Annotated in this window: 26 protein-coding genes and 1 tRNA gene; 11 read left to right on the top strand and 16 right to left on the bottom strand. The window is 64.4% G+C overall.

The features are described from left to right. Positions 1-53: 53 nt before the first annotated feature. Positions 54-1,001: a DUF808 domain-containing protein gene (locus tag U0004_RS01125; RefSeq protein ID WP_070257885.1), complete on the bottom strand. Its 948-nt coding sequence runs from the start codon at positions 999-1,001 to the stop codon at positions 54-56. A gap of 181 nt (positions 1,002-1,182) precedes the next feature. On the opposite strand from U0004_RS01125, the gene U0004_RS01120 reads away from it, so the two are divergent. The 3 genes from U0004_RS01120 (at position 1,183) to U0004_RS01110 (ending at position 4,296) form a co-directional block, all read left to right on the top strand. After that, positions 1,183-1,824 (top strand): LysE family transporter, encoded by a 642-nt coding sequence (locus tag U0004_RS01120; protein WP_070257886.1) that lies wholly within the window; start codon positions 1,183-1,185, stop codon positions 1,822-1,824. Positions 1,825-1,935: 111 nt separating this feature from the next. Continuing rightward, positions 1,936-3,678, top strand: a complete 1,743-nt coding sequence (locus tag U0004_RS01115) for a DUF6600 domain-containing protein (RefSeq protein ID WP_070257887.1) — start codon at positions 1,936-1,938, stop codon at positions 3,676-3,678. Positions 3,679-3,999: 321 nt separating this feature from the next. Beyond that, positions 4,000-4,296 carry a DUF493 family protein gene (locus U0004_RS01110; RefSeq protein ID WP_070257888.1) on the top strand — a complete coding sequence of 99 codons (297 nt, stop codon included), beginning with the start codon at positions 4,000-4,002 and terminating at the stop codon, positions 4,294-4,296. Here U0004_RS01110 and U0004_RS01105 read toward each other — a convergent pair. Further along, on the bottom strand, positions 4,289-5,488 hold the full coding sequence (locus U0004_RS01105; RefSeq protein WP_070257889.1) for a multidrug effflux MFS transporter: 1,200 nt from the start codon (positions 5,486-5,488) through the stop codon (positions 4,289-4,291). The genes U0004_RS01110 and U0004_RS01105 overlap by 8 nt on opposite strands. A gap of 125 nt (positions 5,489-5,613) precedes the next feature. On the opposite strand from U0004_RS01105, the gene pdxR reads away from it, so the two are divergent. The 4 genes from pdxR (at position 5,614) to U0004_RS01085 (ending at position 9,730) form a co-directional block, all read left to right on the top strand. Then, on the top strand, positions 5,614-7,086 hold the full coding sequence (gene pdxR / locus U0004_RS01100) for a MocR-like pyridoxine biosynthesis transcription factor PdxR (protein ID WP_070257890.1): 1,473 nt from the start codon (positions 5,614-5,616) through the stop codon (positions 7,084-7,086). A 75-nt stretch (positions 7,087-7,161) separates the two neighbouring features. Beyond that, positions 7,162-7,866: a lipoyl(octanoyl) transferase LipB gene (gene lipB / locus U0004_RS01095; RefSeq protein WP_070257891.1), complete on the top strand. Its 705-nt coding sequence runs from the start codon at positions 7,162-7,164 to the stop codon at positions 7,864-7,866. 39 nt (positions 7,867-7,905) lie between these two features. Beyond that, a complete protein-coding gene (gene lipA, locus U0004_RS01090; RefSeq protein ID WP_034782748.1) occupies positions 7,906-8,922 on the top strand; it encodes a lipoyl synthase in 1,017 nt (338 codons plus the stop codon). Positions 8,923-9,067: 145 nt separating this feature from the next. After that, a complete protein-coding gene (locus U0004_RS01085) occupies positions 9,068-9,730 on the top strand; it encodes a uracil-DNA glycosylase (RefSeq protein ID WP_070257892.1) in 663 nt (220 codons plus the stop codon). A 66-nt stretch (positions 9,731-9,796) separates the two neighbouring features. On the opposite strand, the gene U0004_RS01080 is transcribed toward U0004_RS01085, so the two are convergent. Beyond that, positions 9,797-11,953 carry a TonB-dependent receptor gene (locus tag U0004_RS01080; RefSeq protein WP_070257893.1) on the bottom strand — a complete coding sequence of 719 codons (2,157 nt, stop codon included), beginning with the start codon at positions 11,951-11,953 and terminating at the stop codon, positions 9,797-9,799. A gap of 92 nt (positions 11,954-12,045) precedes the next feature. Continuing rightward, the gene (locus U0004_RS01075) at positions 12,046-12,402 is read right to left on the bottom strand and encodes a hypothetical protein (protein ID WP_070257894.1); all 357 of its coding nucleotides are present in this window, start codon (positions 12,400-12,402) and stop codon (positions 12,046-12,048) included. 150 nt (positions 12,403-12,552) lie between these two features. Between U0004_RS01075 and U0004_RS01070 the strand changes: the two genes are divergently transcribed. Next, on the top strand, positions 12,553-13,710 hold the full coding sequence (locus U0004_RS01070) for a PepSY-associated TM helix domain-containing protein (RefSeq protein ID WP_070257895.1): 1,158 nt from the start codon (positions 12,553-12,555) through the stop codon (positions 13,708-13,710). 90 nt (positions 13,711-13,800) lie between these two features. After that, complete coding sequence (locus U0004_RS01065; RefSeq protein ID WP_070257896.1) at positions 13,801-14,223, top strand: PaaI family thioesterase; 423 nt, start codon at positions 13,801-13,803, stop codon at positions 14,221-14,223. A 2-nt stretch (positions 14,224-14,225) separates the two neighbouring features. On the opposite strand, the gene U0004_RS01060 is transcribed toward U0004_RS01065, so the two are convergent. The 7 genes from U0004_RS01060 to U0004_RS01030 form a co-directional block, all read right to left on the bottom strand. Beyond that, positions 14,226-14,921 carry an anti-sigma factor gene (locus U0004_RS01060; RefSeq protein WP_070257897.1) on the bottom strand — a complete coding sequence of 232 codons (696 nt, stop codon included), beginning with the start codon at positions 14,919-14,921 and terminating at the stop codon, positions 14,226-14,228. Further along, a complete protein-coding gene (locus tag U0004_RS01055; protein WP_070257898.1) occupies positions 14,918-15,508 on the bottom strand; it encodes a sigma-70 family RNA polymerase sigma factor in 591 nt (196 codons plus the stop codon). Before U0004_RS01055 ends, U0004_RS01060 begins: the two co-directional genes overlap by 4 nt. Before the next feature lie 110 nt (positions 15,509-15,618). Then, positions 15,619-16,140 (bottom strand): peroxiredoxin family protein, encoded by a 522-nt coding sequence (locus U0004_RS01050; protein WP_070257899.1) that lies wholly within the window; start codon positions 16,138-16,140, stop codon positions 15,619-15,621. A gap of 83 nt (positions 16,141-16,223) precedes the next feature. Continuing rightward, positions 16,224-16,910 carry a BON domain-containing protein gene (locus U0004_RS01045; protein WP_070257900.1) on the bottom strand — a complete coding sequence of 229 codons (687 nt, stop codon included), beginning with the start codon at positions 16,908-16,910 and terminating at the stop codon, positions 16,224-16,226. Next, positions 16,903-17,499: a phosphoheptose isomerase gene (locus U0004_RS01040; RefSeq protein WP_034752465.1), complete on the bottom strand. Its 597-nt coding sequence runs from the start codon at positions 17,497-17,499 to the stop codon at positions 16,903-16,905. Before U0004_RS01040 ends, U0004_RS01045 begins: the two co-directional genes overlap by 8 nt. Before the next feature lie 57 nt (positions 17,500-17,556). Further along, a complete protein-coding gene (locus tag U0004_RS01035; RefSeq protein WP_070257901.1) occupies positions 17,557-17,916 on the bottom strand; it encodes a YraN family protein in 360 nt (119 codons plus the stop codon). Between the two features lie 9 nt (positions 17,917-17,925). Next, a complete protein-coding gene (locus U0004_RS01030) occupies positions 17,926-19,131 on the bottom strand; it encodes a penicillin-binding protein activator (protein ID WP_081345741.1) in 1,206 nt (401 codons plus the stop codon). A 165-nt stretch (positions 19,132-19,296) separates the two neighbouring features. Between U0004_RS01030 and rsmI the strand changes: the two genes are divergently transcribed. Further along, a complete protein-coding gene (gene rsmI, locus U0004_RS01025; protein ID WP_034782777.1) occupies positions 19,297-20,205 on the top strand; it encodes a 16S rRNA (cytidine(1402)-2'-O)-methyltransferase in 909 nt (302 codons plus the stop codon). A 41-nt stretch (positions 20,206-20,246) separates the two neighbouring features. Here the strand turns inward: rsmI and U0004_RS01020 are convergent, their stop codons facing one another. Further along, the gene (locus U0004_RS01020; protein ID WP_070257903.1) at positions 20,247-20,849 is read right to left on the bottom strand and encodes a hypothetical protein; all 603 of its coding nucleotides are present in this window, start codon (positions 20,847-20,849) and stop codon (positions 20,247-20,249) included. Positions 20,850-21,054: 205 nt separating this feature from the next. Between U0004_RS01020 and U0004_RS01015 the strand changes: the two genes are divergently transcribed. After that, a tRNA-Pro gene (locus U0004_RS01015) sits at positions 21,055-21,131 on the top strand. Between the two features lie 178 nt (positions 21,132-21,309). Here U0004_RS01015 and U0004_RS01010 read toward each other — a convergent pair. The 4 genes from U0004_RS01010 to bioB all read right to left on the bottom strand — a co-directional run bounded on the left by U0004_RS01010 (position 21,310) and on the right by bioB (position 26,409). Continuing rightward, a complete protein-coding gene (locus tag U0004_RS01010) occupies positions 21,310-22,233 on the bottom strand; it encodes a hydroxymethylglutaryl-CoA lyase (RefSeq protein ID WP_070257904.1) in 924 nt (307 codons plus the stop codon). A 1-nt stretch (position 22,234) separates the two neighbouring features. Further along, positions 22,235-23,167: a 2-hydroxyacid dehydrogenase gene (locus U0004_RS01005; RefSeq protein ID WP_070257905.1), complete on the bottom strand. Its 933-nt coding sequence runs from the start codon at positions 23,165-23,167 to the stop codon at positions 22,235-22,237. A 9-nt stretch (positions 23,168-23,176) separates the two neighbouring features. Beyond that, entirely contained in the window at positions 23,177-25,204 is a 2,028-nt protein-coding gene (locus U0004_RS01000; protein ID WP_070257906.1) for an acetyl/propionyl/methylcrotonyl-CoA carboxylase subunit alpha, read from the bottom strand. A gap of 158 nt (positions 25,205-25,362) precedes the next feature. Continuing rightward, positions 25,363-26,409, bottom strand: coding sequence for a biotin synthase BioB (gene bioB / locus U0004_RS00995; RefSeq protein ID WP_034782789.1), 1,047 nt, complete (start codon positions 26,407-26,409; stop codon positions 25,363-25,365). Positions 26,410-26,423: the final 14 nt, after the last annotated feature.

The following is a 26,423-nucleotide window of genomic DNA, read 5'->3' as shown; positions in this document are numbered from 1 at the left end:
ATGGCCGGGGCGGCAGGCACGGATGTGCCTGCCGTCCCATCAGACCAGAAAGTTTATTTGCTCGGCTTGACCATGCGCAATAAAGCCGACACGGCCGTGACGCCGGCCAGCACCAGGCCACCGGCGATGAGGCCGGCCACCGCGTTGATCAGGCTGGGCGTGACGGCGGCCAGCACGGGGCCGATGCCGGCCACGCCGCCGACGGCTGCTTCCGCATGGTGCAGCATGGCGCTGGCCCACGGCCAGCCGTGCGTCAGGATGCCGCCACCGACCATGAACATGGCCAGGGTGCCCACGATGGAGAGAAATTTCATCAGTTTCGGCGCCGCCGACACGAGCATGCGGCCAAAGCCGCGCACGCCATCCATCAGCGCGCCCGCGCCCTTGCGCGCCGCCAGGTAAAAGCCCGCGTCATCGAGCTTGACGATGCCCGCCACCAGGCCGTACACGCCCACCGTCATGAGGAGGGCGATGCCGACGACGACAGCCACCTGCTCGGCGAAGGTGGCCGCGGCCACCGTGCCCAGGGCGATGACGATGATTTCCGCCGACAAAATGAAATCGGTGCGGATGGCGCCCTTGATCTTGTCCTTTTCCAGCGCGACGAGGTCGACCTGCGGGTCGCGCAGCGCCTGTGCCAGCTCGGCCTTGTGGCTGTCGTCCGGGTGCAGATACTTGTGCGCGATCTTTTCGAAGCCTTCGAAGCACAGATAGGCGCCGCCCACCATCAGCAGCGGCGTGATGGCCCATGGCGCGAATGCGCTGATGGCCAGCGCGGCGGGCACGAGGATGGCCTTGTTCTTCAGCGAGCCGACGGCGACGGCCCACACGACGGGCAGTTCGCGCTCGGCGCGCACGCCGGCCACCTGCTGCGCGTTCAGGGCCAGGTCGTCACCGAGCACGCCGGCCGTCTTCTTGGCGGCCACCTTGGTCATCAGGGAAACGTCGTCGAGGATGCTGGCGATGTCGTCGAGCAGGGCCAGCAGGCTGGAGCCGGCCATCTCAGCGCGCTCCCACGGAGGTGGCAGGGCATGGCGGAGCGAGGAAAGTGTTGTTTTTCATGATGTTATTCTTGGTTGTACGGCAAGGAGGTGTGTGAGTGCGATCTTACCTCAGGGCGGGCCGGCAAGGCCGCACTGAGCGGGTTAAAATTGTTCATCGTCACCATTTTTTGGAAACCGCATGCACTTCGCCACCTGGATCACCTTTGTCATCGCCGCCTCCATCATCGCCGTCTCGCCCGGCTCGGGCGCCGTGCTGTCGATGTCGCACGGCCTGTCGTACGGGGTGAAAAAGGCCAGCGCCACCATTCTCGGCCTGCAGCTGGGGCTGCTGGTGGTACTGGGCATCGCCGGCGCCGGCGTCGGTTCCCTGCTGCTGGCCTCCGAAGTGGCCTTCAATATCGTCAAGACGGTGGGCGCCTTGTACCTGATCTACCTGGGCCTGTCGCAGTGGCGCGCCAAGGTGGCGGTGACGGGCGACCTGCATGCCGACGCCGTGGTGCCCTCCATGGGCCGGCGCGTGCTGACGGGTTTTTTGACCAATGTGACGAATCCGAAAGGCATCATTTTCATGGTGGCGGTATTGCCGCAATTCATCAGCCCAGCTGCGCCCCTGCTGCCGCAACTGCTGATCCTGGCCGTCACCATGTGCACGATCGATCAGGTCGTCATGCACAGCTACGCCTTCCTGGCTTCGTCGATGCAGCGCTTTTTCCGCGATGCCAGGGCCGTGAAAAAGCAGAACCGCTTCTTTGGCGGCTTGCTGATGGCTGTCGGCACGGCCTTGTTCTTCGTCAAGCGCGGTGGCCAGGCGGCATCCTGAGCCAGATCAAGTTGCAAACATTTGTAAGCCCGCTTGCGAGGCGCGCCCGATAGGACTGTAATCGGGGTGTTGTCTACCTTTCATCTCTGTCCGTCCTGCCTGGAGCGCGCCATGCGTCCGATCCTGTCTTCCCCCTTCTTGAACACCGTGTGCGCCGTGCTGCTGTCGTCGGCGTGCTCCCTGGCCTTGGCGCAGGACCCGCCCGCCCGCGTGGGGCGCATTTCCACCGTCGAAGGGCAGGTGCTGGTGCGCGCCGGCGATGGCGAGGCGCAAAACGCCCTGCTGAACTGGCCCGTCACCACGGATAACCGTTTGACAACCCAGCGCGGCGCGCTGGCGGAGTTGCGCGTGGGCGCGGCCGCCGTGCGCCTCGATGGCGATTCCGAGCTGGAAGTGAGCGAGCTCGATGAAGACAGTTTCAAATTGCATCTCAGCTATGGCACGGTCAGCGTGCGCGTGCGCAATCCCGACGCGCTGCGCGGCTTCGAGCTGACCACGGCCCAGGCCCGCGTGATCCTGAGCCAGCCGGGCTGGGTGCGCATCGAGGCGGGGCGCCAGCCCGGCACCAGCGTCGTCAGCGTGCTCGACGGTGCGGCCGACGTGGATGGGGCGACGGGCAGCGTGACCTTGCGCGCCGGCAAGCGCGCCGAGCTGACGGACGAGGAATTGCGCACGGGCGCCTTGCAGAGGATCGCCTTCGACAACTGGCCCGAAGCCTTGCCCGCCGCCGCGCCGGCCTTGCGCTATGTCACGGACGATACCACCGGCTATGAAGAGCTGGACCGCTACGGTGCCTGGCAGGATGACGCGGAATACGGCCCCTTGTGGCTGCCGAGCACGGTGCCGGCCGGCTGGGCGCCGTACAGCGACGGGCGCTGGACGTGGATCGCGCCGTGGGGCTGGACCTGGGTGGACAATGCGCCGTGGGGCTATGCGCCCTCGCACTACGGCCGCTGGGTGCTGCTGGGCCACCGCTGGGGCTGGGCGCCGGGGCGCGAGCGCGGCCGCGTGCCCTGGGCGCCGGCCCTGGTGGGCTGGGTCGGCGGCAGGCCTGATCGCGGTTCGCAGCATGGCCAGCGCCCTGGCGTCGGCTGGTTTCCCCTGTCGCCGCACGAACGCTACGTGCCCGGCTACCGCGCCAGCGCCGAGTATGAACGCCGCATCAACCGCGTCGCCGAAGGGCGCCGCCCTGTGGCGGGCGAACGCGAACGCCGTGCAGGCATGACGATGCTGCCGGGCGAGCGTTTTGGCGGCGCGCGCACGGTCGACGTGCCGCGCCGCAACCGCACCACCATGCCGCCGCCCGTCATGCAAAGCTTGCCGTTGAGCACGGCGCCTGCGCCGGCGGGCAACTGGCAGCGTCCTTCCGATGCGCCGCGCGGCGACAGGGAGTTCCGGCGCGACTGGGTCAACCGCCCTGGCCGCTTGCAGACGGACGATGGCCAGACGCATATGGCGCCCCGTCCCATGCAGCCGAACCGCCCACCCGTGCCGGTACAGCCGCAACAGCCGCCGGTGCCGCCCCAGCCCGTGATGCCGGCGATGCCGGCTTTGCCACCCGTGCAAGACCAGGTGGCGCACCCCGGCTGGCGTGGCGAGCAGCGGCCCCGTGCCGAACGGCCACTGCCGCGCCCCGTCATGGAGCGCCAATTTGATGCGCCGCGCCCGGACCGCGCGGAACGTGGCCCCCGCCGCGAAGTGCTGCAAACGGCGCCGCCGCCAGCCATGCCTGCGCCTGCCGCGCGTGCGCCACAGGAGGCGCGCAGTGCCGAGCGCCCGATGCCGCCGCGTGAGCGCAACCATGAGCGCGGCAACCCCGGCCGCAATGGCCGGATGCAGGAAGTGGAGCGCTGACGGCCGTGCCGTCTGTCGCGCCGTATCGACGTTCAAGCCGCAAAATGCGCAGTTCGTCACATACCGGAGGTAAAGCCGCCGTGGTTTGTCTACAGTACGACCACTGCTTATCCTCCAAGTGACAGCACCGATTTTCCGGCTATTTTGTCCAAACGAAATAGTTTTTCGCCAGCTTACCCAGCTGGCTTTTTTTTTGCCGTGCCGTGCGTGTCATCGCAACGGGCGCAGCCGCCCTCAAAGTTGGCTACAATACGTTTTTATGCAGCCGCCGCGCGCTATGCGCTGCGCCGTCTGTTCTGACCGGCACTGATTGGATTTCCCATGCAAACCACCCCACCCACCGAAGTGACGATTCCTCCCAGCGAATCGCTGATCGAATACCCGAGCGACTTTCCCATCAAGATCATGGGCCCGACGCATGTCGACTTCGCGCCGACCATGCTGGAACTGGTCATCAGCCACGATCCGACCTTCCACGCCGGCCGCATGGAAGAGCGCCCATCGGGCAAGGGCAATTACACGGGCCTGACCGTCACCGTGCGCGCCATCAGCCGCGAGCAGCTCGACGCCCTGTACATGGCGCTGTCGGGCCACCCGATGGTCAAGATCGTCATGTAAGACATGCTGTTGCCCTGGCGGGCTGGCGTTTCGTCAGCCGCCACACGAGGGCAAAGGCCGCGCTGGCCGCCGCCGTTACCCACAGCAGCGGCTTTTCGCTGCCATCCGTGATGGCGGCGATGACGGCGCCGCAGGCGGCCGTGATGGCCATCTGCACGAAGAAGAACAGGCCCGAGGCGCTGCCCGCCTGATCGCCATACGGCTGCAGCACGGCCAGCTGGCAGGCCGGGATGGCCATGCCCACCGACACCATCACCAGCAGCATGGGCACCACCAGCGACGCCACGTGCTGCGGCGCCAGACTACCCGCCAGCAACAGGCTGGCCGCGCCCGCCACATTGATCAGCACCGCCACACCCAGCATGTAATCGGCGCCCAGGCGCGGTCCCAGCGCGCGGAACAGGCTCGACCCCGCGATATAGCCGCTCACCGTCAGGCCGAACACCAGCGCATACGCGCCGGGCGACAGGTGCATGCCCCTTTGCAACAGCACGGACGATTCCGCGATGAACGGAAAATACGTGCAGTACACGCAGCCGATGGCCAGCGCATAGCGCAGGAAATACGCGTCGCCCAGCAGGCGGCGGTACAGCGCCAGGGTATTGCCCTGTGGCACGACGCTGGCCGGCCTGGTTTCCGGAACATACGCGGCGATCAGCCACAGCGACAGCGCGCCCAGCAGGCACAGCACGCCAAACACGGCGCGCCAGCCGAATGCCGCATCGAGCACGCTGCCGGCCAGCGGCGCCAGGATCGGCGACAAGCCCATCACCATCGAGATTTGCCCCAGCATGCGCGCCTGCGTGGCGGGATCGAAGCGGTCGCGCACCATCACCCGGCCGATGATGGTGCCGCTGCAGCCGCCGAACGCCTGCAGCACGCGCGCGGCGATCAGCACGTGCACGTCGGACGTCACGGTGCAGACGATGCTGGCGAGCACAAAAATGCCCGTGCCGGCCAGCAGCACGGGGCGGCGCCCGTAACGGTCGGCCAGCGGCCCGCAAGCGAGCATCGAAGCGGCCGAGCCGGCCATGAACAGGCTCAGGGTCAGTTGCAACTGTGCATCGCTGGCGTGCAGGGCATCGGCCATGGCCGGCAGCGAAGGCAGATAGATGTCGATGCTGATGCGCGACAGGCAGACCAGCAGCAGCACGATGCCGCCCCAGGCCCATAAAGCGATTTGTTTCTGCATTGTTTTACACGATCCATGCAAGCGTGCGCCCCGCTGGCGCACCGGAACGGTGAGAGTAGAATGTTTGTGGTGTAATGCGAAGTGCCAGTCATCAGAAAACTCATTGGACCACTTGGACGATTATCATGCCGCGAGGAAAATCACCACACGCCCTGGACTTGCCTCGTCCCACCAGCTGGCTCGACAAGGCGGGCGTCAACAAGCAGGATGGCGCGTATGAAGCGCTGCGCTCGGCCATCCTGACGAAGATGCTGCCGGCGGGCAGCCGTTTGCCGTCCAGCCGCACCCTGGCGGAACGGTGGGAGTTGTCGCGCGGCACCATCGAAACCGTGTTCGACCGCCTGCATGCGGAAGCGTACGTGACGCGCGTGCCCGGTTCCGGCACGCGCGTGTGCGCCGTCGTGCCGGAACGCTTCTTGATGGCAGGATTTGCGGATGCCACCCCAGCCGGGACATTTTCCGCGCCGATACCGGTGTCCGATACGGGGGTGCGCGACGGCTTGCCCTTCGTGGCGCGGCGCGCCGACGCCAGCCTGTTTCCCATGGCCGCCTGGTCCAAGTGCGCCACGCGGGCCCTGGCCGCCGCCACGCCGGAACAGCTGTGCAGCGCCGATCCGGCCGGCCTGCCCCAGCTGCGCCAGCAGATCGCCGATTTCCTTGCCAAGTACCGCGGCATCCGCTGCGACCCGCAGGACATCGTTGTCACCACCGGCATCCGCCACGCGATCGACTTGCTGGCGCGCAGCATCGTGCGCGATGGCGACAAGGTGTGCCTGGAAGAACCGGGCTACCCGGCCGCGCGCGCCCTGTTCGCCCTGGCCGGTGCCGTGCCGGTGGACATTGCCGTCGACGCCGAAGGCATCGATTGCGCCGCCCTGGCCGCGCATGCGGACGCCAGCCTCGCGTATGTGACGCCGGCGCACCAGTCACCGCTGGGCGTGACCATGTCCGTCACGCGCCGCCTGGCCTTGCTGGAATGGGCGAACGACAGCGGCGCCTGGGTGGTGGAAGACGATTACGACAGCGAATTCAATTACCAGAGCGCCCCGCTGGCAGCCCTGAAGGCGCTGGACCAGTACCAGCGCGTGATTTACTGTGGCAGTTTCAACAAGACCCTGTTTGCCGGCCTGCGCGTGGGCTTCATGGTGCTGCCGCCCGCCTTGCGCCCGCAGTTGCTGCGCACCCTGCAGTTGACGGGCAGGTCCGTGGGCGTGACGGAGCAACTGGCGCTGTCCGCCTGGATGGAAGACGGCGCTTTCGTGCGCCATTTGCGCCAGGCGCGGCTGGCCTACAAGGAGCGGCGCGACCTGCTGCTGGCCTGCCTCGAGCAGACCGCCCCCGGCCGCTACGCCATTTCCGGCCAGCAGGCGGGCTTTCATTGCGTGCTGTGGCTGCCGCCAGGCAGCGACGAGCGGGCATTTTGCGCGCGCGCGGCGCAAGAGGGGCTGGCGCTGCAGCCGCTCGGCGATTTTTGCCATAGCGCCAAGCTGGCGCCGGCCGTGCTGCTCGGCTACACGGCCCTGAATGCGGCCCAGATACGCCATGCTGCACAAAAAATGGGCAGATTGCTGCTGTTGCCAGAGTCCGTCCCGGAATGAAACGGCTGCCTGGCTTATAATCACGGCTTCGCCGCAGCGTCCGCAGGGCGCCGGCAGCTGATTACAGAATCCGTCATGACCACCACCCGCACCGAAACGGCGCTGATCCGCGAGCTGGGCCGCGTCGATTACGAGCCCACCTTTGCCGCCATGCGCGCCTTCACCGACGCGCGCACGACGGAGACGCGCGACGAATTGTGGATCGTCGAGCATCCGCCCGTGTTCACCCTGGGCCTGGCTGCCGACCGCGGCCATTTGCTGGCGGGAGCTGACGCGATCCCCGTGGTGCAGACGGACCGTGGCGGCGAAGTCACGTTCCACGGTCCCGGCCAGGTGGTGATTTACCTGCTGATGGACTTGCGCCGCAACAAGCCGGGCGGCAAGCTGTATGCGCGCCAGTTCGTGCATAAAATCGAGCAAGCCATCATCAACGTGCTGGCGGCGTATAATCTCGCTGGCGAGCGCATCGATGGCGCGCCTGGCATCTATCTTGCCGGCGGACCAGACAAGGGTGCGAAGATCGCCGCGCTGGGCTTGAAAGTGCGCGGCAACGGCTGCACCTACCATGGCGTATCGCTCAACGTGGCGATGGACCTGGCGCCGTTTTCCTGGATTAACCCGTGCGGCTATTCCGGCCTGAAGACGGTGGACATGCGCAGCATGGGCGTCGTGGTGCCGCTGGCCGAGGTGCAGCGGGCCCTGGCCCATGAATTGACCGTATTACTCGATGTAAGCGAAGCAAACAGCGCCGCAGGCGCGCCTCAGGCAGCGGATGCCTGAGCAAACAAACCAAACTTTGCCCCTCAAGGGCTTGCAGCCATGACTTCTGAGACCATTTCCAGCACCGCCCCCGCCGCTACTGCCGCTCCCGCGTACAACCCGAGCGAAAAGCAAAAAGGCGCCAGCAAGACTTCGCGCATCCCGATCAAGATCATTCCGATCGAGCAAGTCGAGCGCTTGAAAAAGCCGGACTGGATCCGCGTCAAGGCCGCCTCGGCATCGACGCGCTTCTATGAAATCAAGGACATCCTGCGCGAAAACAAACTCGTCACCGTGTGCGAGGAAGCCAGCTGCCCGAACATCGGCGAATGTTTCGGCAAGGGCACGGCCACCTTCATGATCATGGGCGACAAGTGCACGCGCCGCTGCCCGTTCTGCGACGTCGGCCATGGCCGCCCGGACCCGCTGGACAAGGAAGAGCCGGCCAACCTGTCGAAAACCATCGCCAAGCTGCGTCTGAACTACGTCGTCATCACCTCCGTCGACCGCGATGACTTGCGCGACGGCGGCGCCGGCCATTTCGTCGAGTGCATCCAGCAAACGCGCGCCCTGTCGCCGAACACCCGTATCGAGGTGCTGGTGCCCGACTTCCGCGGCCGCCTGGAAAAAGCCCTGAACCTGTTCAAGGATGGCTTGCCTGACGTCATGAACCACAACCTGGAAACGGCGCCGCGCCTGTACAAGGAAGCCCGTCCCGGCTCCGACTACATGCACTCGCTGAAGCTGCTGAAAGATTTCAAGGCCATGTACCCGGACGTGAAAACCAAGTCCGGCATCATGGTGGGCCTGGGTGAGACGGACGAGGAAATCCTGCAAGTCATGCGCGACATGCGCGAGCACGACATCGACATGCTGACCATCGGCCAATACCTGGCGCCATCGAACAGCCACTTGCCCGTGCGCCGCTACGTGCACCCGGACGTCTTTAAAATGTTCGAGGAAGAAGCGTACAAGATGGGCTTCACCCACGCTGCCGTGGGCGCCATGGTGCGCAGCTCGTACCACGCGGATGAACAGGCGCACAGCGCCGGCGTGGAATCGGCGCTGAATTTCTAAGCCCTTTGCGCCACATCAAAGCCGCCCGCTGCAGAGCTGGGCGGCTTTTTTTTGCCTGTATGTATCGTGTCCACCTCATGCGGCTGAGCGTCCTATACTGGCATGCTGAAAAAGCATGATTGACGGATAAGTGATGAGGTGAGGCATGGACGTACGCATCGACGCATCGTGGAAGGCGCGGCTGGAGGGCGAGTTTGCCCAGCCTTACTGGGAACGCCTGGCCGCCTTCGTGAAGGAAGAGTATGCGGCAGGGCCGTGTTGTCCGCCGGGGAAAACCATCTTCCGGGCGTTCGACCTGACGCCGTTCGAGCAAGTCAAGGTGGTGATCCTGGGACAAGACCCGTATCACACGCCCGGTGCGGCCATGGGCCTGTGTTTTTCCATTCCCGAAGGCAAGCCGTCGCAGCCGAGCCTGCAGAATATCTTCAAGGAATTACATAGCGACGCAGGCGTGGTGCGCACGCGTACGGATTTGTCCGATTGGGCCGAGCAAGGGGTATTTTTGCTCAACAGTGTGCTGACGGTGCGCGCGGGCACGGCCGGTTCGCACGCGGCCAAGGGGTGGGAGAAATTGACGGACAGCGCGATCCGCCACCTGTCCGCCGAGCGCGAGCACCTGGTTTTCATCCTGTGGGGCGGCTACGCGCAAGCCAAGCGCAGCCTGATCGACCCCGGCAAGCACCTGGTGCTGGCGGCGCCCCATCCGTCTCCCTTGTCGGCAAGTAAAGGTTTCTTTGGCAGCAAGCCATTCAGCCTGGCGAATGCTTACCTGCAAGCGCATGGCCAGGCGGCCATCGCCTGGGGATAACGGCTACTCTGACGGCAACCGACAGCGGCAGGCGTTGCTCCCTGCCGCTGTCTTCGCGCGTAACTCTTAGAAGCTTGTGGACAAGCCGGCATAGAAACTGCGGCGGGCGCCGTATTGCGGTGCGCCTACGCCCACGCCGGAACCGTCGCGCAGCAGATACGATTTATCGAACAGGTTGATCAAGGCCAGACGTCCCTCGACCTTGCCGACGGGCGTATTTTTCCACGTGTGCGTAAGCGCTGTGTTGACGGTGAAATAACCGGGCAGATGACCGGAATTCGGTGCGCCGCCGTCCGGCGTCATGCGCAGGCCGCTGCCGTAAAGGAAGTCAGCGCTCACTTGCGAATCGCCAAAGTGATAATGGCCGCCGCCCGATAGCGTGTATTTCTGGTCATGATCGAGGTAGACATAGTTCTTGCTGATGTAGTTCAACTCATCGGCGCCAAACAGGGCCTGGCCCGAATTGATGTTGCGGCCCTGCGCCTTTTGCGTGCTGGCGTTGAGGAACAGGCCCCAGTTTTTCTCGCTGTAAATGGCCGACAATTCCAGGCCCTTGGCGTAGCCGTCCGCATAGTTGAATGGCGTCAAGATCAGCGCCTGGCCGAACTGGCCTTCGTCCAGCAGATTGTTGATCTTTTTATAGTACACATCGGCCGTCACGGTCAGTTTTGAGTTGACCTGGTGGCTGATGCCGACGTCGTAGTAGTGCGTGCGCTCGGCCTTGACGTTGTCCGACTGGCCGATTTCCGGCGCATTCGTCGTGTTCGCATACAGGTCGATGCTGCCTTGCGCCGCCAGTTCCTGCGGCGGCGGCGTGAAGTAGCGCGAATAGCCGGCGTGCAGGGCCGTGCCCGGCGCCAGTTGATACGCCAGGTTGACGCGCGGGCTCCATTGCTGCTCGCTGGTGTAGGCCGAGACCTTGTCGAAGCGGGCGCCATAGTTCAGGGTCAGGGGTTTACTGATATGCCATTCATCCTGCAGGTAGAAACTGGCCAGCGTGCCCGTCTTGCCGCTGTTGTCCAGTACCGTGATGGGTGTGGTCGACGTTTGCGCGCCGTCCATCGCGGGGAAGACGGCCACCGTGTTGTCGCTGGTCGTCTTCTGGCGCGTGTAGGCCAGGCCCGCGCGCACGGTGTGGTCCTGGTGCAATTTGTAGCTGATGTCGAACTGGGCACCCGAGGCGCTGTTCGCGCGGCGCGAATCCGATGCCACGCCGTTGTAGATCAGGTCGCCGATGGCATCCGGCGTGAAGTGCAGTTCCGAATACTGGTGGAAGGCGGAAACCTGGTAATTGAGGTCGCCCAGGCTCTTTTGCAGCGACAGCACGAGGAAGCGGTTCACTTCGCGCTGGTTTTCATTCAGCTGCGACGACGGGATACTGGACGTGCCCGCCTGCGCATCGCTGTGGCCAGCCAGCGAGAAGGCGGGCGCCTGATCCGGATTGTTCGGTATCTGGAAGCGGCCGTTGTAGGTGCCGAACATGGCGCCCAGGCGCGTATTGTCGTCGAGGAAATACGACAGGCTGCCGAACGATTTGTTCTGGCGCGTCTTGTCGTGCAGGGCGCTGCGCGTATCCTGCGGGTTTTCCACGCCCAGGGAATTGCCCAGATAGCTGCCGGACAGGTAGTAATTAAACTTGCCCACGCTGCCGAAAAATTCGGCACTCGGCTCCACATGGTCGTGGCTGCCGACCATGATGCCGATGCGCCCGCCAGGTGTCATGCCGCCCTCCTTCGTTTCAATATCGACAATGCCCGCCGTACGCAGGCCGAACTGGGCCGGCAAGGCGCCCGTCATGAAATCCGTCTTGTCGATCAGGCGCGTATCGATCGACTGGCCGAAGCCGCTGATGCTTTCCGGCAACTGCACGCCATTGATGCGGTATTGCACGTTGGCATGGTCGTCGCGCACGTGCAGGGCGCCGGAACCCTTCGAATCCTGCGATACGCCCGGCAGGCGCAGCAGTACTTCATTGAATGGCGTGTTGTCGCCCTGGCCCAGCATGTCGACCATGTGGCTGTCGATGCTGTAGATGGTGGTGCCGACTTTTGGCGACAGCTCGATGCGGGCGCTTTTTAAATGGGCGGAGGTGACTTCCACCTTTTGCATGTCTTGCGGTGCAGTATCGGCACTGGCTTCGGCAGGCTCGGCGGCGTGGGCGGAAAAGCTGAACAGGCTGGCAAGGGCGAGCGACAGCGCGCTCAAGCGTGGTGTGTGTTGCATGGTGAACCTCGAAAATAGTCTACGCCAGGCAGCCCGGCGCGCATGAGGACGCGGCGGTGCAGCCTGAAAAAAGGATAAAAACAGCGTGGGAACTACAACGAGGCGGCAGGCGGGCCGCGCACGGGCGGCAGGATGAGGGCGGCGATGGGTGCCAGGGTGGCGGGAGCCAGGGCCAGCAGGCGGTATGGCAGTAATTGGGCGGGCGGCTCGACGATGGCCGGCGGCACGGCGATGTCGGCCACCTTGTCGATGACGGTGGCGCACAGCGCGCACTCTTCCGCGTCGAGGGTCGTCTTGTGCAGGTGCGAGGCGGCCGTCGACAGCAGGAACACGAGGGCCAGCGCGCTGAACAGCGCCACGCACAGCCGCCACGGCGTGCGCGCGAGGGCGGCGGCACCGTGATGGGCAGGCTCGCCGTAAGGCGTGCGGGTGGGCTGGCGGGAAGACATGGGCGCATAGTAGCAAGAAAATCGCCCCGCTGTCAGCGCTTGTTGCAATTCATTTGCGCTGCGCGGGCAGGACAGAATGCCAGCTGATAATGATTTTCACTCCGGGCCTTTCATGCTATCGTTTCGCAGCCCAAATTTCCCAAAGTTTCCATGTCGCAACGTTCGATCAAGTGGTTGTTTGCCAAGCTGCACCTGTATGCGGGACTGTGGTTTGGCGCCCTGTTCGTCCTGCTGGGCTTGACGGGGTCGGCTATCGCCTGGATGCCGGAACTCGATGCCTGGCTCAATCCCACACTGTTGCAGGCGAGCACGCCCGCGCCTGGCCAGGTATTCCAGGTCACGCCGCGCACGCTGCAAGCCGTGGTGGACGGACTCACGGCCGACCCTGCTTACGGCAAGCCGAGCCAGCTCAATCCACCGGCCGATGCGCGCGACGTGTACGTGGCCTCATACCGCCAGGCGGGCACGCCATCCCCTTTCAGCCAGGCCATCGTGCGTCAGGTGATGGTCGATCCCTACACCTTGCAAGTCAAAGGCGAGCGCGACTGGGGGCGTTTCGGCCTCACGCGCCCGTTGCTGATGTCGGGCATGTTTCATCTGCACCGCTATGTATTGTCCGGCGAGGTGGGCAAGACCATTACGGGCATCTCGGGCGTGATGCTGCTGCTGATGGCCTTGAGCGGCGTCTATCTGTGGTGGCCGCGCCTGCAGTGGCTGGCGATCAGGCGTGCCTTGACGGTGTCGCATGGCGGCTCCTGGCCCCGCTTCAACTATACGTTCCACAAGGCAGCCGGTTTCTTTGCCGCGCCCGTGCTGGCCATGCTCGCCTTTTCCGGCATCTATTTCAATTTGCCGCAATTGATCGTGCCGCTGGTGGCGCTCGTATCGACGGTGCCGGACACGGCCAAACTGAAGAATGTGCAGCAGGACGGCGCCGTGCTCGATGCGGGCCAGGCCATGGCCGCCGCGCAGAAGCTGTATCCGCAGGCGCGCGTGTCGCGCATCGTGCTGCCGGCGAAAAAGGACCAGCCGTATGACGTGCGCGTGCGCCAGCCCGGTGAAATCGCCCACGGCGACGGCGCCACGCGCATCACCCTGGATGCGCGCAGCGGCTTGCCCCTGCGCATACGCGATCCCTTGCGGGCGCCGGCCGGCGACGTCTTCCTGGGCTGGCAATTTCCCCTGCACTCAGGCCAGGCTTTTGGCGTGGCCGGGCGCGCCTTTATCACGGTGTTCGGCCTGATGCCGCTGCTGTTCCTGCTGACGGGGACGTTGGTGTGGTGGAAACGGCGGCGTCGCCGGAAATAAGCGGCTGCCAAACCGATGCGGGGAAAGTTGCTATCATCATAGTATTCTCCGGCAGATCCGCTGTCCGGATTCACCCGCACAAGGACCAGCATGAGCAATCCCGAGATCACCGTAGCAATGTTGAATGAACGCGGCACCGGCCGCCTGCCTGGCCACCTGGGCATCGTCATCACGGCAGTGGGCGACGGCCAGCTGACGGCGGAATTGCCCGTGCTGCCGCATCTGCTGGCGCCGAATGGCTATCTGCACGCGGGCAGCGTGGTGACCCTGGCCGACACGGCTTCCGGCTATGGCTGCATCGTCAACCTGCCCGAGGGCGCCAGCAATTTCACGACCATCGAACTGAAATCGAACCACCTGGGCACGGCCCGCGAAGGCACGCTCACCTGCACGGCCAAGGTTGAGCACAAGGGCCGCAACACGCAGGTGTGGGATGCCGTGGTGAAAAGCAAGGAAACGGGCAAGACGATTGCCCTGTTCCGCTGTACGCAGATGATTCTGTATCCTAAATAAGACTAAATTTTCACCCAGTTACCCTTGTACAAGATTGGTCCCGTCGGTCCGTTCGGATCCGGCGAACCGCCTTTCGGCTCCAGGGTAACGGCCAGCAGGGCCACGTCGTTGCCGATGGCGCGCTGGGACAACGCCAGTTTCACGCTGCCCTTGTCGGCCAATAAACCCAAGGAGCGCGGGTTGCCGCTCTTCGGCACGGCCCACAGTTCCAGATCCTTATCGCTCGGCACGGGCGCGTTGCCCACCATGCGCACCTCGAGCGCGCCGTGGCGGCTGTCGGCCGTCAGCAGCAGGGCCGTTTGCGCTTTCTCGTCCGTCAGGCTGGCGACATAGCTGATTTGCGGCGCGTCCATCACGCGCGTGGCCACGACGATCACCAGCAGCGCGGCGATGGCGCTCGAGGCCATGCCCAGCGAACGCCAGAACGACAGCGAATCGCGCCACAACGACCAGCCGCCTTGCGGCGCCAGGTGCAGGCGCTGCTCGATCTGCTGCCACACGCGTTTGGGCGGCGCCACGGGCGTGGCAAATTCCGCCATCGGTTCCAGGCGCTGGCGCCATTCGGCCGTGATATTGCGCAAGTCGGCGTCGTTGTGCAGCCAGCCTTCGAAACGCCGCCGCGCGCCCCCTTTCAGGGTGCCCAGCACGTATTCGGACGCCAGTTTCTGGCGCAGCACGTCATTGCCGCGGATATTCATGATGCCTCCCGTTTCGCCAGGCACGTGCGCAGCCGTTCCAGGCTGCGGCGTATCCAGGTCTTCACGGTGCCGATCGGCAGCGACATCTGCTGCGCCACTTCGCTGTGCGACAGGTCATGATAGAAGGCCAAGGCGACCACCTGCCGGTGCAGCCCTTCCAGGGCGGACATGCAAAACGCCAGCGCCTTGGCGTCACCGCTCAGTTGCAGCGACTCGATCGGCGTGGCCTGGGGATCCCGGAGTGCATTCATGACTTCGCTATCAAATTGTTCGGCATCGATTTCCACGGTATCGTCGCTGCGCCGCAGCACATCGAACGCCTTGTTGCGCACGATGGTGGCCATCCAGGTCATCGGCGCCGCCAGATGGCTCTGGTAAGTGGCGGCATTGTTCCAGATGGCGACGAACCCCTCTTGCAAGGCTTCTTCAGCGAGCTCTTGCTTATGCAATATACGCAGCGCAAAGCCAAACAGTTTCGATGAGGTGGAGTGATAGAGGTGGCGGAACGCGGTGGCGTCCTTGTTACCGGCGGCAAGCAGCCAGGCTTTCAGTTGCTGCGGGTCGAGCGATTGAGCGGCTGGGGACACGGCTGGCCTTCACAAGGTGAGTGGAAATCACACTTGGGAAGGTTATAACAGTTTGGCAACACTTGGCAACAGAGTTTTGTGCGGTGTAGAGCGGGTATTTTTGCGTTGGATCAACCGGCGATGGCGGTTTCCAGCAGCTTGTGCAGTTCGGCAAACTCGGGCTTGCCCACGTAGCGCTTGAGGATCTTGCCCTGCTTGTCGAGCACGAAGGTGGTGGGCGTCAGGGCCACGTCGCCGTAGGCCTTGGCCGCCTCGCCCGTCACGTCGAGTGCCACCTTGAACGGCAGCTGGCGTGTTTCGGCGAAGTTCAGCACGTAGTTGGCCGGATCGTATTTCATGGCCACGGCCACGAATTCCAGTCCCTGCCCCTTGTACTTGTTGTAGGTATCGACCATGTCCGGCATTTCCGCCACGCATGTGGTGCACGAGGTAGCCCAGAAATTGACCATCACCACCTTGCCGCGCAGGCTGGACGAGGTGATTTTCTCGCCATGGATGCCGTGGAAGGTCACGTCCGGCGCGCTTTGCTTGTCATTCAGCGACAGGTAGGCTGCCGCCGCCACGCCCGCCACGAAGACGGCGATCAGGGCTGGTTTGATCCAGGACTTGCTTGCGGATGGCGAAGTTGACATGGTTTTCAATAGAGTAGCGCTACGATGCGTCCATTATAGACGCATCATCAGTCTGGCGCCGTAGGCCGGATGGGGGATGCCGCTTATTGCTGGACCGTGTCGCTGGCGCTGCTCGTCGTGCGTGCTGGCGCCGGATCGGGTTGCAATTGCTTCAGTTCCGCTTCCGAAATGTAATCGAACAGCTTGACCACTTTCTGCACGCCGCCCACGCCGCGCGCCACGTCGGCCGCGACCGTGCCTTCGCGCTGGGTGACTCTGCCCATCAGGAAGACGGTGGCGTTCTCGGTGACGACCTTGAACGAGGCAGCCGAAATGGTTTTCATGTCGACCAGGCTGGCCTTGACCTTGGTGGTGATCAGCGCGTCGTTCGAGCGCGAGGTGTAGCTGGCCGGACCGGCGATGATCAGTTCATTGGCCACCGATTCCACGCCCTCGATATTGCGCACTTCGCGCTCGACGGCATTTTTCATCGCTTCATCGCGCACTTCGCCCGTCAGCAGGACGCGGCGGTTGAAGCTGGTGACATTCACGTGGCCCACGTCGCCGACGATGGAGGGGATGCGCGACTCGCCTTTGAGGGCGATCGACTTGTCTTCGGTCTGCGCGCCCAGGGTGCGGCGGTCCGCTGCGGCAACGCCGCCCATCACCGCGCCGCCGACCATCAGTTCGATGCAGCCGGTGAGCGAGGTGAGCATGGCGCCGCACAGCAGTGCGGTGGCCAGCGGGCGTTGTACGCGTTTCCAGCCTGGGCCAGTACCGAATTTAGTCATTCACGTCTCCTCCGAATAGGGCGACATCGATGCCGTCGCAGATGCAATGTATGGTGGTCAGATGGACTTCCTGGATGCGCGCCGTGCGCTCGGCCGGCACGCAGATATGCACGTCGGCGTCCGTCAGCATCTTGCCGATGGCGCCGCCGTCCTTGCCCGTCAGCGCCACGACGCGCATTTCGCGCTCGAGCGCCGCTTCCACGGCGGCCATCACGTTGGCCGAATTGCCCGACGTGGAGATGGCCAGCAGGATGTCGCCGGCCTGGCCGAAGGCCTGCACCTGCTTCGAGAAGATCTCGCGGTAGCTGTAGTCGTTCGCCACGGCCGTCAGGATCGACGTATCTGTCGTCAGCGCCAGGGCCGGCAGCGGAAAGCGCTCGCGTTCGAAGCGTCCGACCAGCTCGGCTGCGAAATGCTGGCAGTCGGCGGCGGAACCGCCGTTGCCGCAGGCGAGGATCTTGTTGCCGTTGGACAATGCATAAAACATCAGGTCGATCGCCTGCGCAATGGGTTGCGCCAGTACGGTAGCGGCCTGGATCTTGAGTTCGGCACTTTCGTGGAAGTGCGAGAGGATGCGTTGATTATTCATAGTCTGCCGATTATAGTGCAGGCGCGCGGCATGGCGGACAAGCACTGTTAAAAATGCTTACATATCGAGGATGTTCTTCAGCCAGCTGATGCGCCCGCCATCGATGGCCAGCGCGTCGAAGCGGCACGGCGGCAGCGCCTTCTGCCCCAGCAGCCAGGTTTGCGCGGCCACCACCATGCGCCGCTGCTTGGCCGGCGTAATGCTGGCCAGGGCGCCGCCGAAGGCGGCACTGCTGCGTAGCCGCACTTCGACGAAAACGATGGAGGGGCCATCGCGCATGATCAGATCCAGCTCGCCGCCCTTGCACAGATAGTTACGTTGTAGCAGCACCAAGCCTTGCAGCAGCAGATACGCGAGCGCATCGTCTTCCCCTTGCCGTCCCCGTGCCTGTTTATTCTGGAACGGCAGGGGAGGCATGGCGTGTCCTTACTGGGCCGGCGGCACGGCGACAGGCGCGGCCGGTGGCCAGGTACCCAGCACGCCCTGCTGGTAGGTGGCGGCCTGTTCCGTGCGTTCGAATACGCTTTGATCACCCTCGAAGCGCACGGCCAGGCGGCCCGTCACGCCATCAAGGGTAAATGGCGCGTTCGGGCGCAGCGCCACTTCGCGCGCCACGCGGAAGGCATCGATGCCCAGTGCGTACAGACGCTCCATGTCGGCCGTCAGGCGGGTGTCGGCCGGTTGCGGCGGCTGTGGATAGACCATCACTTGTGGATGGTCGCGCTGCACTTGCCACGGCAGGTCCAGCAGGCGCGCGCCGTCGAGCTCGGGGCCGCTGGCGCCGCGCCCGGCGCCGGGATTCAAGGATGAGGTGCCATACAGGGGCAAGTCGCCGCCGATGGCCACGCGCAGCTGGCGCGCCTGGTCGGCGTCGAGCGCGGCAAACAGCAGTCCCGGCGGCGTCGCGGCCAGGCGTGCGCGCAGTTGCACCAGTTCGGCATCGCTCAGGTAGCCATTCGTGGCCGTCAAGTCCATCGTCTCGATCTTGCCGCCCTGGCGCAGCCATTCCTGCTTGAAGGCGGCGCTGATGCGGCGCTGCGAGGGCGATCCGGCCGACAGGACCAGCGCGCTGGCGCCAGGCTGTTCGCTGGCGGCCCAGGCGGCGACCTGGCGCGCTTCCGCCTCGATCGACAGGCCCATCACCAGCAGTTTGGCCGGCAGGCGCGCCTCGCCGCGGTTGTCCGGGTGGTTCAGGGCGATCGTCGGTTTGCGCACCAGGTCGCTGTTCGCCACGGCCGTGACGGCCGAGCGCGACAAAGGCCCCACGACGATGTCCTGTTCCTCCTGTGCTTGCGCAAACTTGTTCAGGACGTCGCTGCTGCCGTCGCCCGTATCGATCACCGTCACTTCAAAGCCGCTTCGGTCGCGCTCGTATGCGGCCATGAAACCGGCGCGCAGCAGTTCGGCGGCCGGACCCAGGGAAGCCGAGCGCAGCGGCAGCAGCAGGCCGATGTGGTGGGCCTTGCCGTCGGACGGTGCCGGTGCCGTGGCGGCCGGCATGTCTTGCGGCGTGCCCGTCGCCGGCTTGGTATTGATGGGCGCCAGCGGGGCGCCATTGCCGTCGTACGCGGTGATATCGGGCACGGCCACGGCAAATGTCACCGGTTCGGGTGCGGGCGGCTTGGGCGGCACGGGCGGTGGCAGCGGCTTCGGTGGCGGCAGCGCCCTTGTGTTAGATTCAATAGGCGCGCACAATTGCCCGGGCGCGTCGCAAGGCGTGCTGCAAGCGCTCAGCATGCCGGTCGCGGCACAAACAAGCAGTAACTTCACACTATTAGCAAGCATTTAACCTCCAAAATGACCGTACAAGAAATCAGTTCCATCGCCAGCCTGCCCATCATGACAGAGGCGGCGCACCAGGTCTATCCTATCGCAACATTGTATATAGTGGCCACGCCGATCGGCAATGTGACCGATATCAGCCTGCGCGCGCTGCATCTGCTGAGCCTTGCCGATGCCGTCGCCTGTGAAGATACGCGCAACACGGCGCACCTGCTGACGCGCTTTGGCCTGAACAAGCCGTTAATTGCGGCGCATCAACATAACGAGCGCGAAGTGGCGCAGACCCTGATTGCCCGCCTGCACGCCGGCGAGCGCATCGCCCTCGTTTCCGACGCGGGCACGCCGGCCGTTTCCGACCCCGGCGCGCGCATCGTCGACGCCGTGCGCGCGGCCGGCCTGCGCGTGCTGCCCCTGCCCGGCCCTTCGGCGGCGATTACCGCCATTTCCGCCAGCGGCCTGTTGAATGACCAGTTTTACTTTGTCGGCTTCCTGCCAGCCAAGGCCAAGCAGCGCGAAAACATGCTGCACAGCCTGCGTGGCGTGACGGCAACGATGGTGTTTTACGAGGCGCCGCACCGCATCCTCGATTGCGCCACGGCCCTGGTGGAAGCGTTCGAGCCGACGCGCCAGGTGGTGTTCGCGCGCGAACTGACGAAACTGTTCGAGGAAATCCACCGCTGCCCCCTGTCGGAAGCGGAGGCGTGGATACGCGCCGATGCGCACCGCGAAAAGGGAGAGTTCGTCGTCCTGCTGGAAGGCGCCACGGAAGCGCAGGACGCGGAAGACGTGGAAGCGGAACGCATCCTGAACATTTTATTGGCCGAATGCAGCGTCAAGCAGGCGGCGAATTTGACGGCGCAAATCACGGGCCGCAAGAAAAACGCTCTGTATGAACGGGCGTTGCAGTTGAAGGGGCAGGAATAAGCGGATGACGGCCCACCCAAAATGGGTGTATTGTTAAATTGTTACCATTTGCAGCCGCTATCCTTCTTGTCGAGCAACATCAGCACGGGCGCCAGCAAGCCTGCGCCTGAATAGGCGGTGCGGCAATCGCCGCGCTTGCCTTGCGCGATGTCGCGCGCCAGCTGGGTTTCCGTTTGCAGCGGCTTGTCGGGGATTTGCCCCACGGCCGTGCCCACCTTGGATGGATCGCGCTCGCCGGCCATCTTGCGCGCCGTTCTTCTGGCCGCTTCCATATCGAATTTCGGCGTTTCCGGGGTTTCTTGCCTGAAGGTATCGGTACTGGCCGCCGGCGTGGCCGGTGATGCCGGCACGACAGTGATGGCTTGCGGGCTGGCCGCCGGCGCCGTGGCCGCCGCCGGCGTTTCCCGGGCAGTGGCGAGTTTCGGTTTGCTGATGGGCTTGGGTTCGCGTTTCGGCTTGACGACTTCGACAGGCGGCGGAGGTGCCTTGGCGGCCAGCGGACGTATCCACACGGCGATTGACTCCACGCGCGGTGCCGTGTCCTGCTGGACAGGCGGCTGCACATGGCGCCACAGATAGAGCAAGGCGCCATGCAGCAGCAAGGACACGGCTATGCCCAGCACGATGCCGCGGCGGTTCGGCATGGGCCGGCCGCCGTCGCTTCTTTCTATCCTGAACTCCATTGCCGTCGTCGCCTTCATGTCTGATCGGGAAAACTTGCCAAGCCAGTGTCGCATACTTCAATCGTTTTGAAAAATACATGGGTTCCAGTGCCGCCCGTAAATAATTTACATAGAGTTTCACCTGACCCTTGACCGAAGTCGATACGGCCTGTATTATCTTGGTCTTCGGAGTGTGGCGCAGCCCGGTAGCGCACCTGGTTTGGGACCAGGGGGTCCAAGGTTCGAATCCTTGTACTCCGACCAAATTTGTAGAAAAAACCCAAGAGTTTCGGCTCTTGGGTTTTTTTTCGTCTGTACGGTTCAGGCAAGACGGAATAAGTTGGCGTAGCTCGGGTTAGCGCCAAGCGCGTAACCCGACAACAGTGTTGGCCATGACCTCGGTGACCTCGGATTACGCGTGGCGTTGCCACGCTCATCCGACCTACGCAGCGAGGCGTTTCGCCGCGATGGCATTGCCCGCCCGGCTGGAACCCTTGCGTCCCAGCTGCTGCGAGATGAACTGCCCCGCATCGACCACGAGGTCGAGGTCGATGCCGGTGGCAATCCCCAGTCCCTGCATCATGTACAGCACGTCTTCGGTCGCCACATTGCCGGTGGCGCCCTTGGCGTAGGGGCAGCCGCCCAGGCCGGATACGGACGAGTGATAGATCGCGATACCCGTTTCCAGGCTGGCGTAGATATTCGCCAGCGCCTGGCCATAGGTGTCGTGGAAGTGGCCGGACAGGCCGCCCACGTGGAAGGCTGCGATGGCGCGTTGCATCACCGCCTGCGTTTTGCGCGGCGTGGCCACGCCGATGGTGTCGGCGATGTCGATCTCGTCGCAGCCGAGGTCGCGCATGCGGCCCACCACGTCGGCCACGGCGTCCAGCGGCACATCGCCCTGGTAGGGGCAGCCGAAGGCGCAGCTGATGCTGCCGCGCAGGCGCAGACCGTGTTCCTTGGCCGCCTTCGCCACGCCTTCGAAGCGGGCGATCGATTCGGCGATCGAGCAGTTGATGTTCTTTTGCGAGAACGCCTCGGAGGCGGAGCCGAAGATCACCACTTCATCGGCCTTCGCCGCCAGCGCCGCCTCGAAACCCTGCATGTTCGGCGTCAGCGCGGAATAGATCGTGCCGGCGCGGCGCGCGATCTTTTCCATCACTTCCGCGCTGGTGGCCATCTGCGGCACCCATTTCGGCGAGACGAACGATGCCGCCTCGATATTGGCGAAGCCGGCCAGGGTCAGGCGGTCGACCAGTTCGATCTTGACGGCGGCGCTGATGGTGTCCTTCTCGTTTTGCAGGCCGTCGCGCGGACCTACTTCGACGATCTTGACCTGTTTCGGCAAACTAGCTTGAGCATGCATTTCAATATCCTTGCAAACGGTTGACGATGCCGGCGACAGAGTCTCCGGCTTGCAGGCGGCGCATCTTGGCGGCGATCTGCGCCACGCTTTCGCGGCGCAGGGTGGCGGCCGAAATATGCGGCGTGATGGTGATGCGTGGTTCTTGCCAGAACGGGTGCTGCTGCGGCAGCGGTTCGTTGCGGAACACGTCCAGCGTCGCTCCGGCGATGTGCCCGGAGCGGATCAGGGTCAGCAGATCCGGTTCGGCGATATGCGCGCCGCGCGCCACGTTGATGACATAGGCGCCCGGCAGCAGCATCGACAGGCGCGCGCGGTCGAGCAGATTGTGCGTGTCCGGCGTGAGCGGCAGCATGCACACCAGCACGCGCGTGCCGCGCAGGAATGCTTCGAGTCCCTCTTCGCCCGCATAGCACTGCACGCCATCGACGTGCTTGCGGCTGCGGCTCCATCCGCGCAAGGGGAATTCGAACTGCGCCAGTGCTTGCAGCACGCGCGTGCCCAGCACGCCCATGCCCAGCACGCCGACGGGGAAATCCACCCTGTCGAATGCGGGTAGCGGTTGCCAGATACCGGCGCGGCCCTGCGCCTCGTAATCGTCGAAACGGCGGAAGTGGCGCAGCACGGCGTGGCTCACATATTCGGCCATCTGCACGCCCATGCCCGCGTCGTCCAGGCGCACCAGCGGCACGTGGGCGGGCAGCGCCTCGCCAAATTTCAACAGCGCGTCGACGCCGGCACCCGTGTTGAAGATGGCTTTCACGTGGGCCAGCTCGGGCAGCATGGCGGCGGGCGGCTGCCACACGACGGCGTAGTCGCACGGCGCCACTGCTTCGCCTTCGCGCCAGAAGATAATGTCGGCCTCGGGCAGCAAGTCGCGGAAGTCGCTGATCCACGCCGCTTCCTTGCCGTCCGAACGTTGTAAAAGGATGCGCATGGCGTTCTCTTACGCGGCAGCCTTGAAGGCCAGCAGCGGCGCGCCATCGGCCACCTGGTCGCCAACGGCATACAGCACGTCTTCCACCAAGCCATCGTGCGGTGCGGCGATCGTGTGTTCCATCTTCATCGCTTCCATGATGACCAAAGGCTCGCCCTTCTTGACGTCCTGTCCTTTGTTGACCAGCACGGCGACGACCTTGCCCGGCATCGGCGCCGTCAGGCGCCCGCCTTCCGCTTCCACTTCGCCCGCATGGGCCATCGGATCGCTGTAGTGCAGTGTGTAGTGCAAGCCGCCGCTGAATACGTGGAACTGTTCCCCGTCGCGCAGCACGGTGCCATGCACGGCACGCTCGCCGAGCTTGATGTGCAGTTCCAGGCCTTTGCGCGCCGTCAGGGTCAGGGGCTGGCCGTTGAACAGCCAGCCATCCGTCTTGTAGGCGATGCGCGCGGCATAGGCCTTGCTGTCGCCAGTGAGCGCGAATTCATCGGCAAACGCCAGGCTGCGTCCCAGGGTGCTGTTCAAGCGCCAGCCCAGGGCATTGCCCCACGGGTCGGCGCGGTTGGCCGACTGTGCTTCGGCGGCCGCTTTTTCTTCCAGCAGCAGGGCGACGGACGCCAGCGCCAGGGCCGTGTCGGGCGCCGCCTGCAGGGCGGGGAACAGCGACGCTTGATTGCGTTCGATGAGGCCCGTATCGAGGTCGGCGCTGGCAAACGCCTGGCCTTCGACCAGGCGTTTCAGGAAGGCGATATTGCTGGCCAGGCCGACGATCTGGTAATCGGCCAGCGCCTGCGCCATGCGTGCCAGCGCTTCGCGGCGGTCCGCGCCCCAGACGATCAGCTTGGCGATCATCGGGTCGTAGAACGGCGAAATCGCGTCGCCTTCGCGCACGCCGGAATCGATGCGCACGGACGCTGGAACGACCGTGCCACCCAGTTCGAACGTGACGGCCGATGGCGACTGCATGTGGCGCAGGGTGCCGATCGATGGCAAAAAGCCCTTTTCCGGATTTTCCGCATAGATGCGCGCCTCGATGGCGTGGCCGTGGATCGTCAGTTCGCTCTGTTTTTTCGGCAGCGGCTCGCCAAAGGCGACGCGCAACTGCCATTCCACCAGGTCCGTGCCGGTGATCATTTCCGTCACCGGATGCTCGACCTGCAGGCGCGTGTTCATCTCCATGAAGTAGAACGAACCATCCTGGTTGGCGATGAATTCCACCGTGCCCGCACCCACATAGCCGACAGCCTTGGCGGCGGCGACGGCCGCCTCGCCCATGGCCGCGCGGCGGTCAGCCGGCATGCCGGGCGCCGGCGCTTCTTCCAGCACCTTTTGATGGCGGCGCTGCACCGAGCAATCGCGCTCGAACAGGTAGATGCAGTTACCCAGGGTATCGGCGAACACCTGGATTTCGATATGCCGCGGGCGCGACAGGTATTTTTCGGCCAGCACCTTGTCGTCGCCGAAAGAGCTGATCGCTTCGCGCTTGCACGAGGCCAGCGCGGCCTTGAAATCATCGGCATGCTCGATCACGCGCATGCCCTTGCCGCCGCCGCCGGCCGAAGCCTTCAGCAGCACGGGGTAGCCGATCTTGTCGGCTTGGCCGTGCAAAAAGTCCGCATCCTGTTCCTCGCCGTGGTAGCCGGGCACCAGCGGCACATTGGCTTTTTCCATCAGCGACTTGGCGGCCGACTTCGAACCCATGGCGCGCATGGCGGACGCCGGCGGGCCGATGAAGATCAGGCCTGCCGCGTGGCAGGCGTCGGCGAAGTCGGCGTTCTCGGAGAGGAAGCCGTAGCCGGGGTGAATCGCCTGCGCTCCTGTTGCCAGCGCCACGGCGATGATCTTGTCGCCGCACAGATAGCTTTCCTTGGCCGGCGCGGGGCCGATCAACACGGCCTCGTCGCACACGGCGACGTGCTTGGCATTGGCGTCCGCTTCCGAATAGACGGCGACAGTCTGGATGCCCATGCGGCGCGCGGTAGCGGCGACACGGCAGGCGATTTCGCCGCGGTTGGCGATCAGGATTTTAGTGAACATGGTCTCTCTCTCTATTCTCTCAAAGGTGCAGCGGTCTCTTGACGGACCTGGTCTGTTGGCTTGTCGGCTTACGCGCTGCGCGCTAAGCCGACCTACGGATGGTGAGGCGGTATTCGTAGGTCGGGTTAGCCGGCACGGCGTAACCCGACAGGGCTGGATCAGCAGCCGCACTTCTCTTTCTGTACCGAGTCCAGCATGGCGCCGCGCGTCTGCAGGCCCAGTTTGCCCAGCAAGGTGCGGTCGTCTTCCGCTTCCGGGTTGTCGGTGGTGAGCAGCTTGTCGCCGTAGAAGATGGAGTTGGCGCCAGCCAGGAAGCACATGGCTTGCACGGCTTCGCCCATCTGGCGGCGGCCGGCCGACAAACGCACGCGCGCTTTCGGCATGGTGATGCGGGCAACGGCGATCGTGCGCACGAATTCAAACGGGTCGAGCGCTTCCAGGCCAAACAATGGCGTGCCTTCCACTTGCACCAGATGGTTCACGGGCACCGATTCCGGATATGGATTCAGATTGGCCAGCTGGGCGATCAGGCCCGCGCGTTGCAGACGTGTTTCGCCCATGCCGACGATGCCGCCGCAGCATACTTTCAAGCCCGCTTCGCGCACGCGGCCCAGGGTGTCCAGGCGGTCCTGGTATTCGCGCGTCGAGATGACGTTGTCGTAGAATTCCGGCGCCGTGTCGAGGTTGTGGTTATAGAAGTCGAGGCCCGCGTTTTTCAGGCGGTCCGCTTGTCCCTCTTCCAGCATGCCCAGAGTCGCACAGGTTTCCAGGCCCAGCGCTTTCACTTTGCTGACCATCTCTTCGACTTTGTCCATGTCGCGGTCCTTCGGGCCGCGCCATGCGGCGCCCATGCAGAAGCGCGTGGCGCCGTTGGCTTTTGCCTGGCGTGCCGCGTCGAGCACGGTGTCGATGTCGAGGATTTTTTTCGCTTCCACGCCCGTGTCGTAGCGGGCCGCCTGCGGGCAATAGCCGCAGTCTTCCTCGCAGCCGCCCGTCTTGATCGACAACAGGGTCGCCAGTTCCACGTCGCCATCGGGGAAGTTGATGCGGTGCGTTTGCTGGGCCTTGAACATCAGGTCATTGAAAGGCAGGTCGAACAGGGCCAGCACATCATCGATGGGCCAGGTGGCCGCTTCGGGCAGGGTGATGCGCGCCGCAGGGCGGTGCAGTTCGACGGTTTTTGCTGCTTCTTGGACTAAAGACATGGTGATTCCTTCGC

It is taken from the genome of Janthinobacterium lividum, assembly GCF_034424625.1.
Taxonomy (GTDB): Bacteria; Pseudomonadota; Gammaproteobacteria; order Burkholderiales; family Burkholderiaceae_D; genus Janthinobacterium; species Janthinobacterium lividum.
The sequence above is the reverse complement of the archived record's forward strand: the minus strand, read 5'-3'. Positions and strand labels throughout refer to the sequence as shown.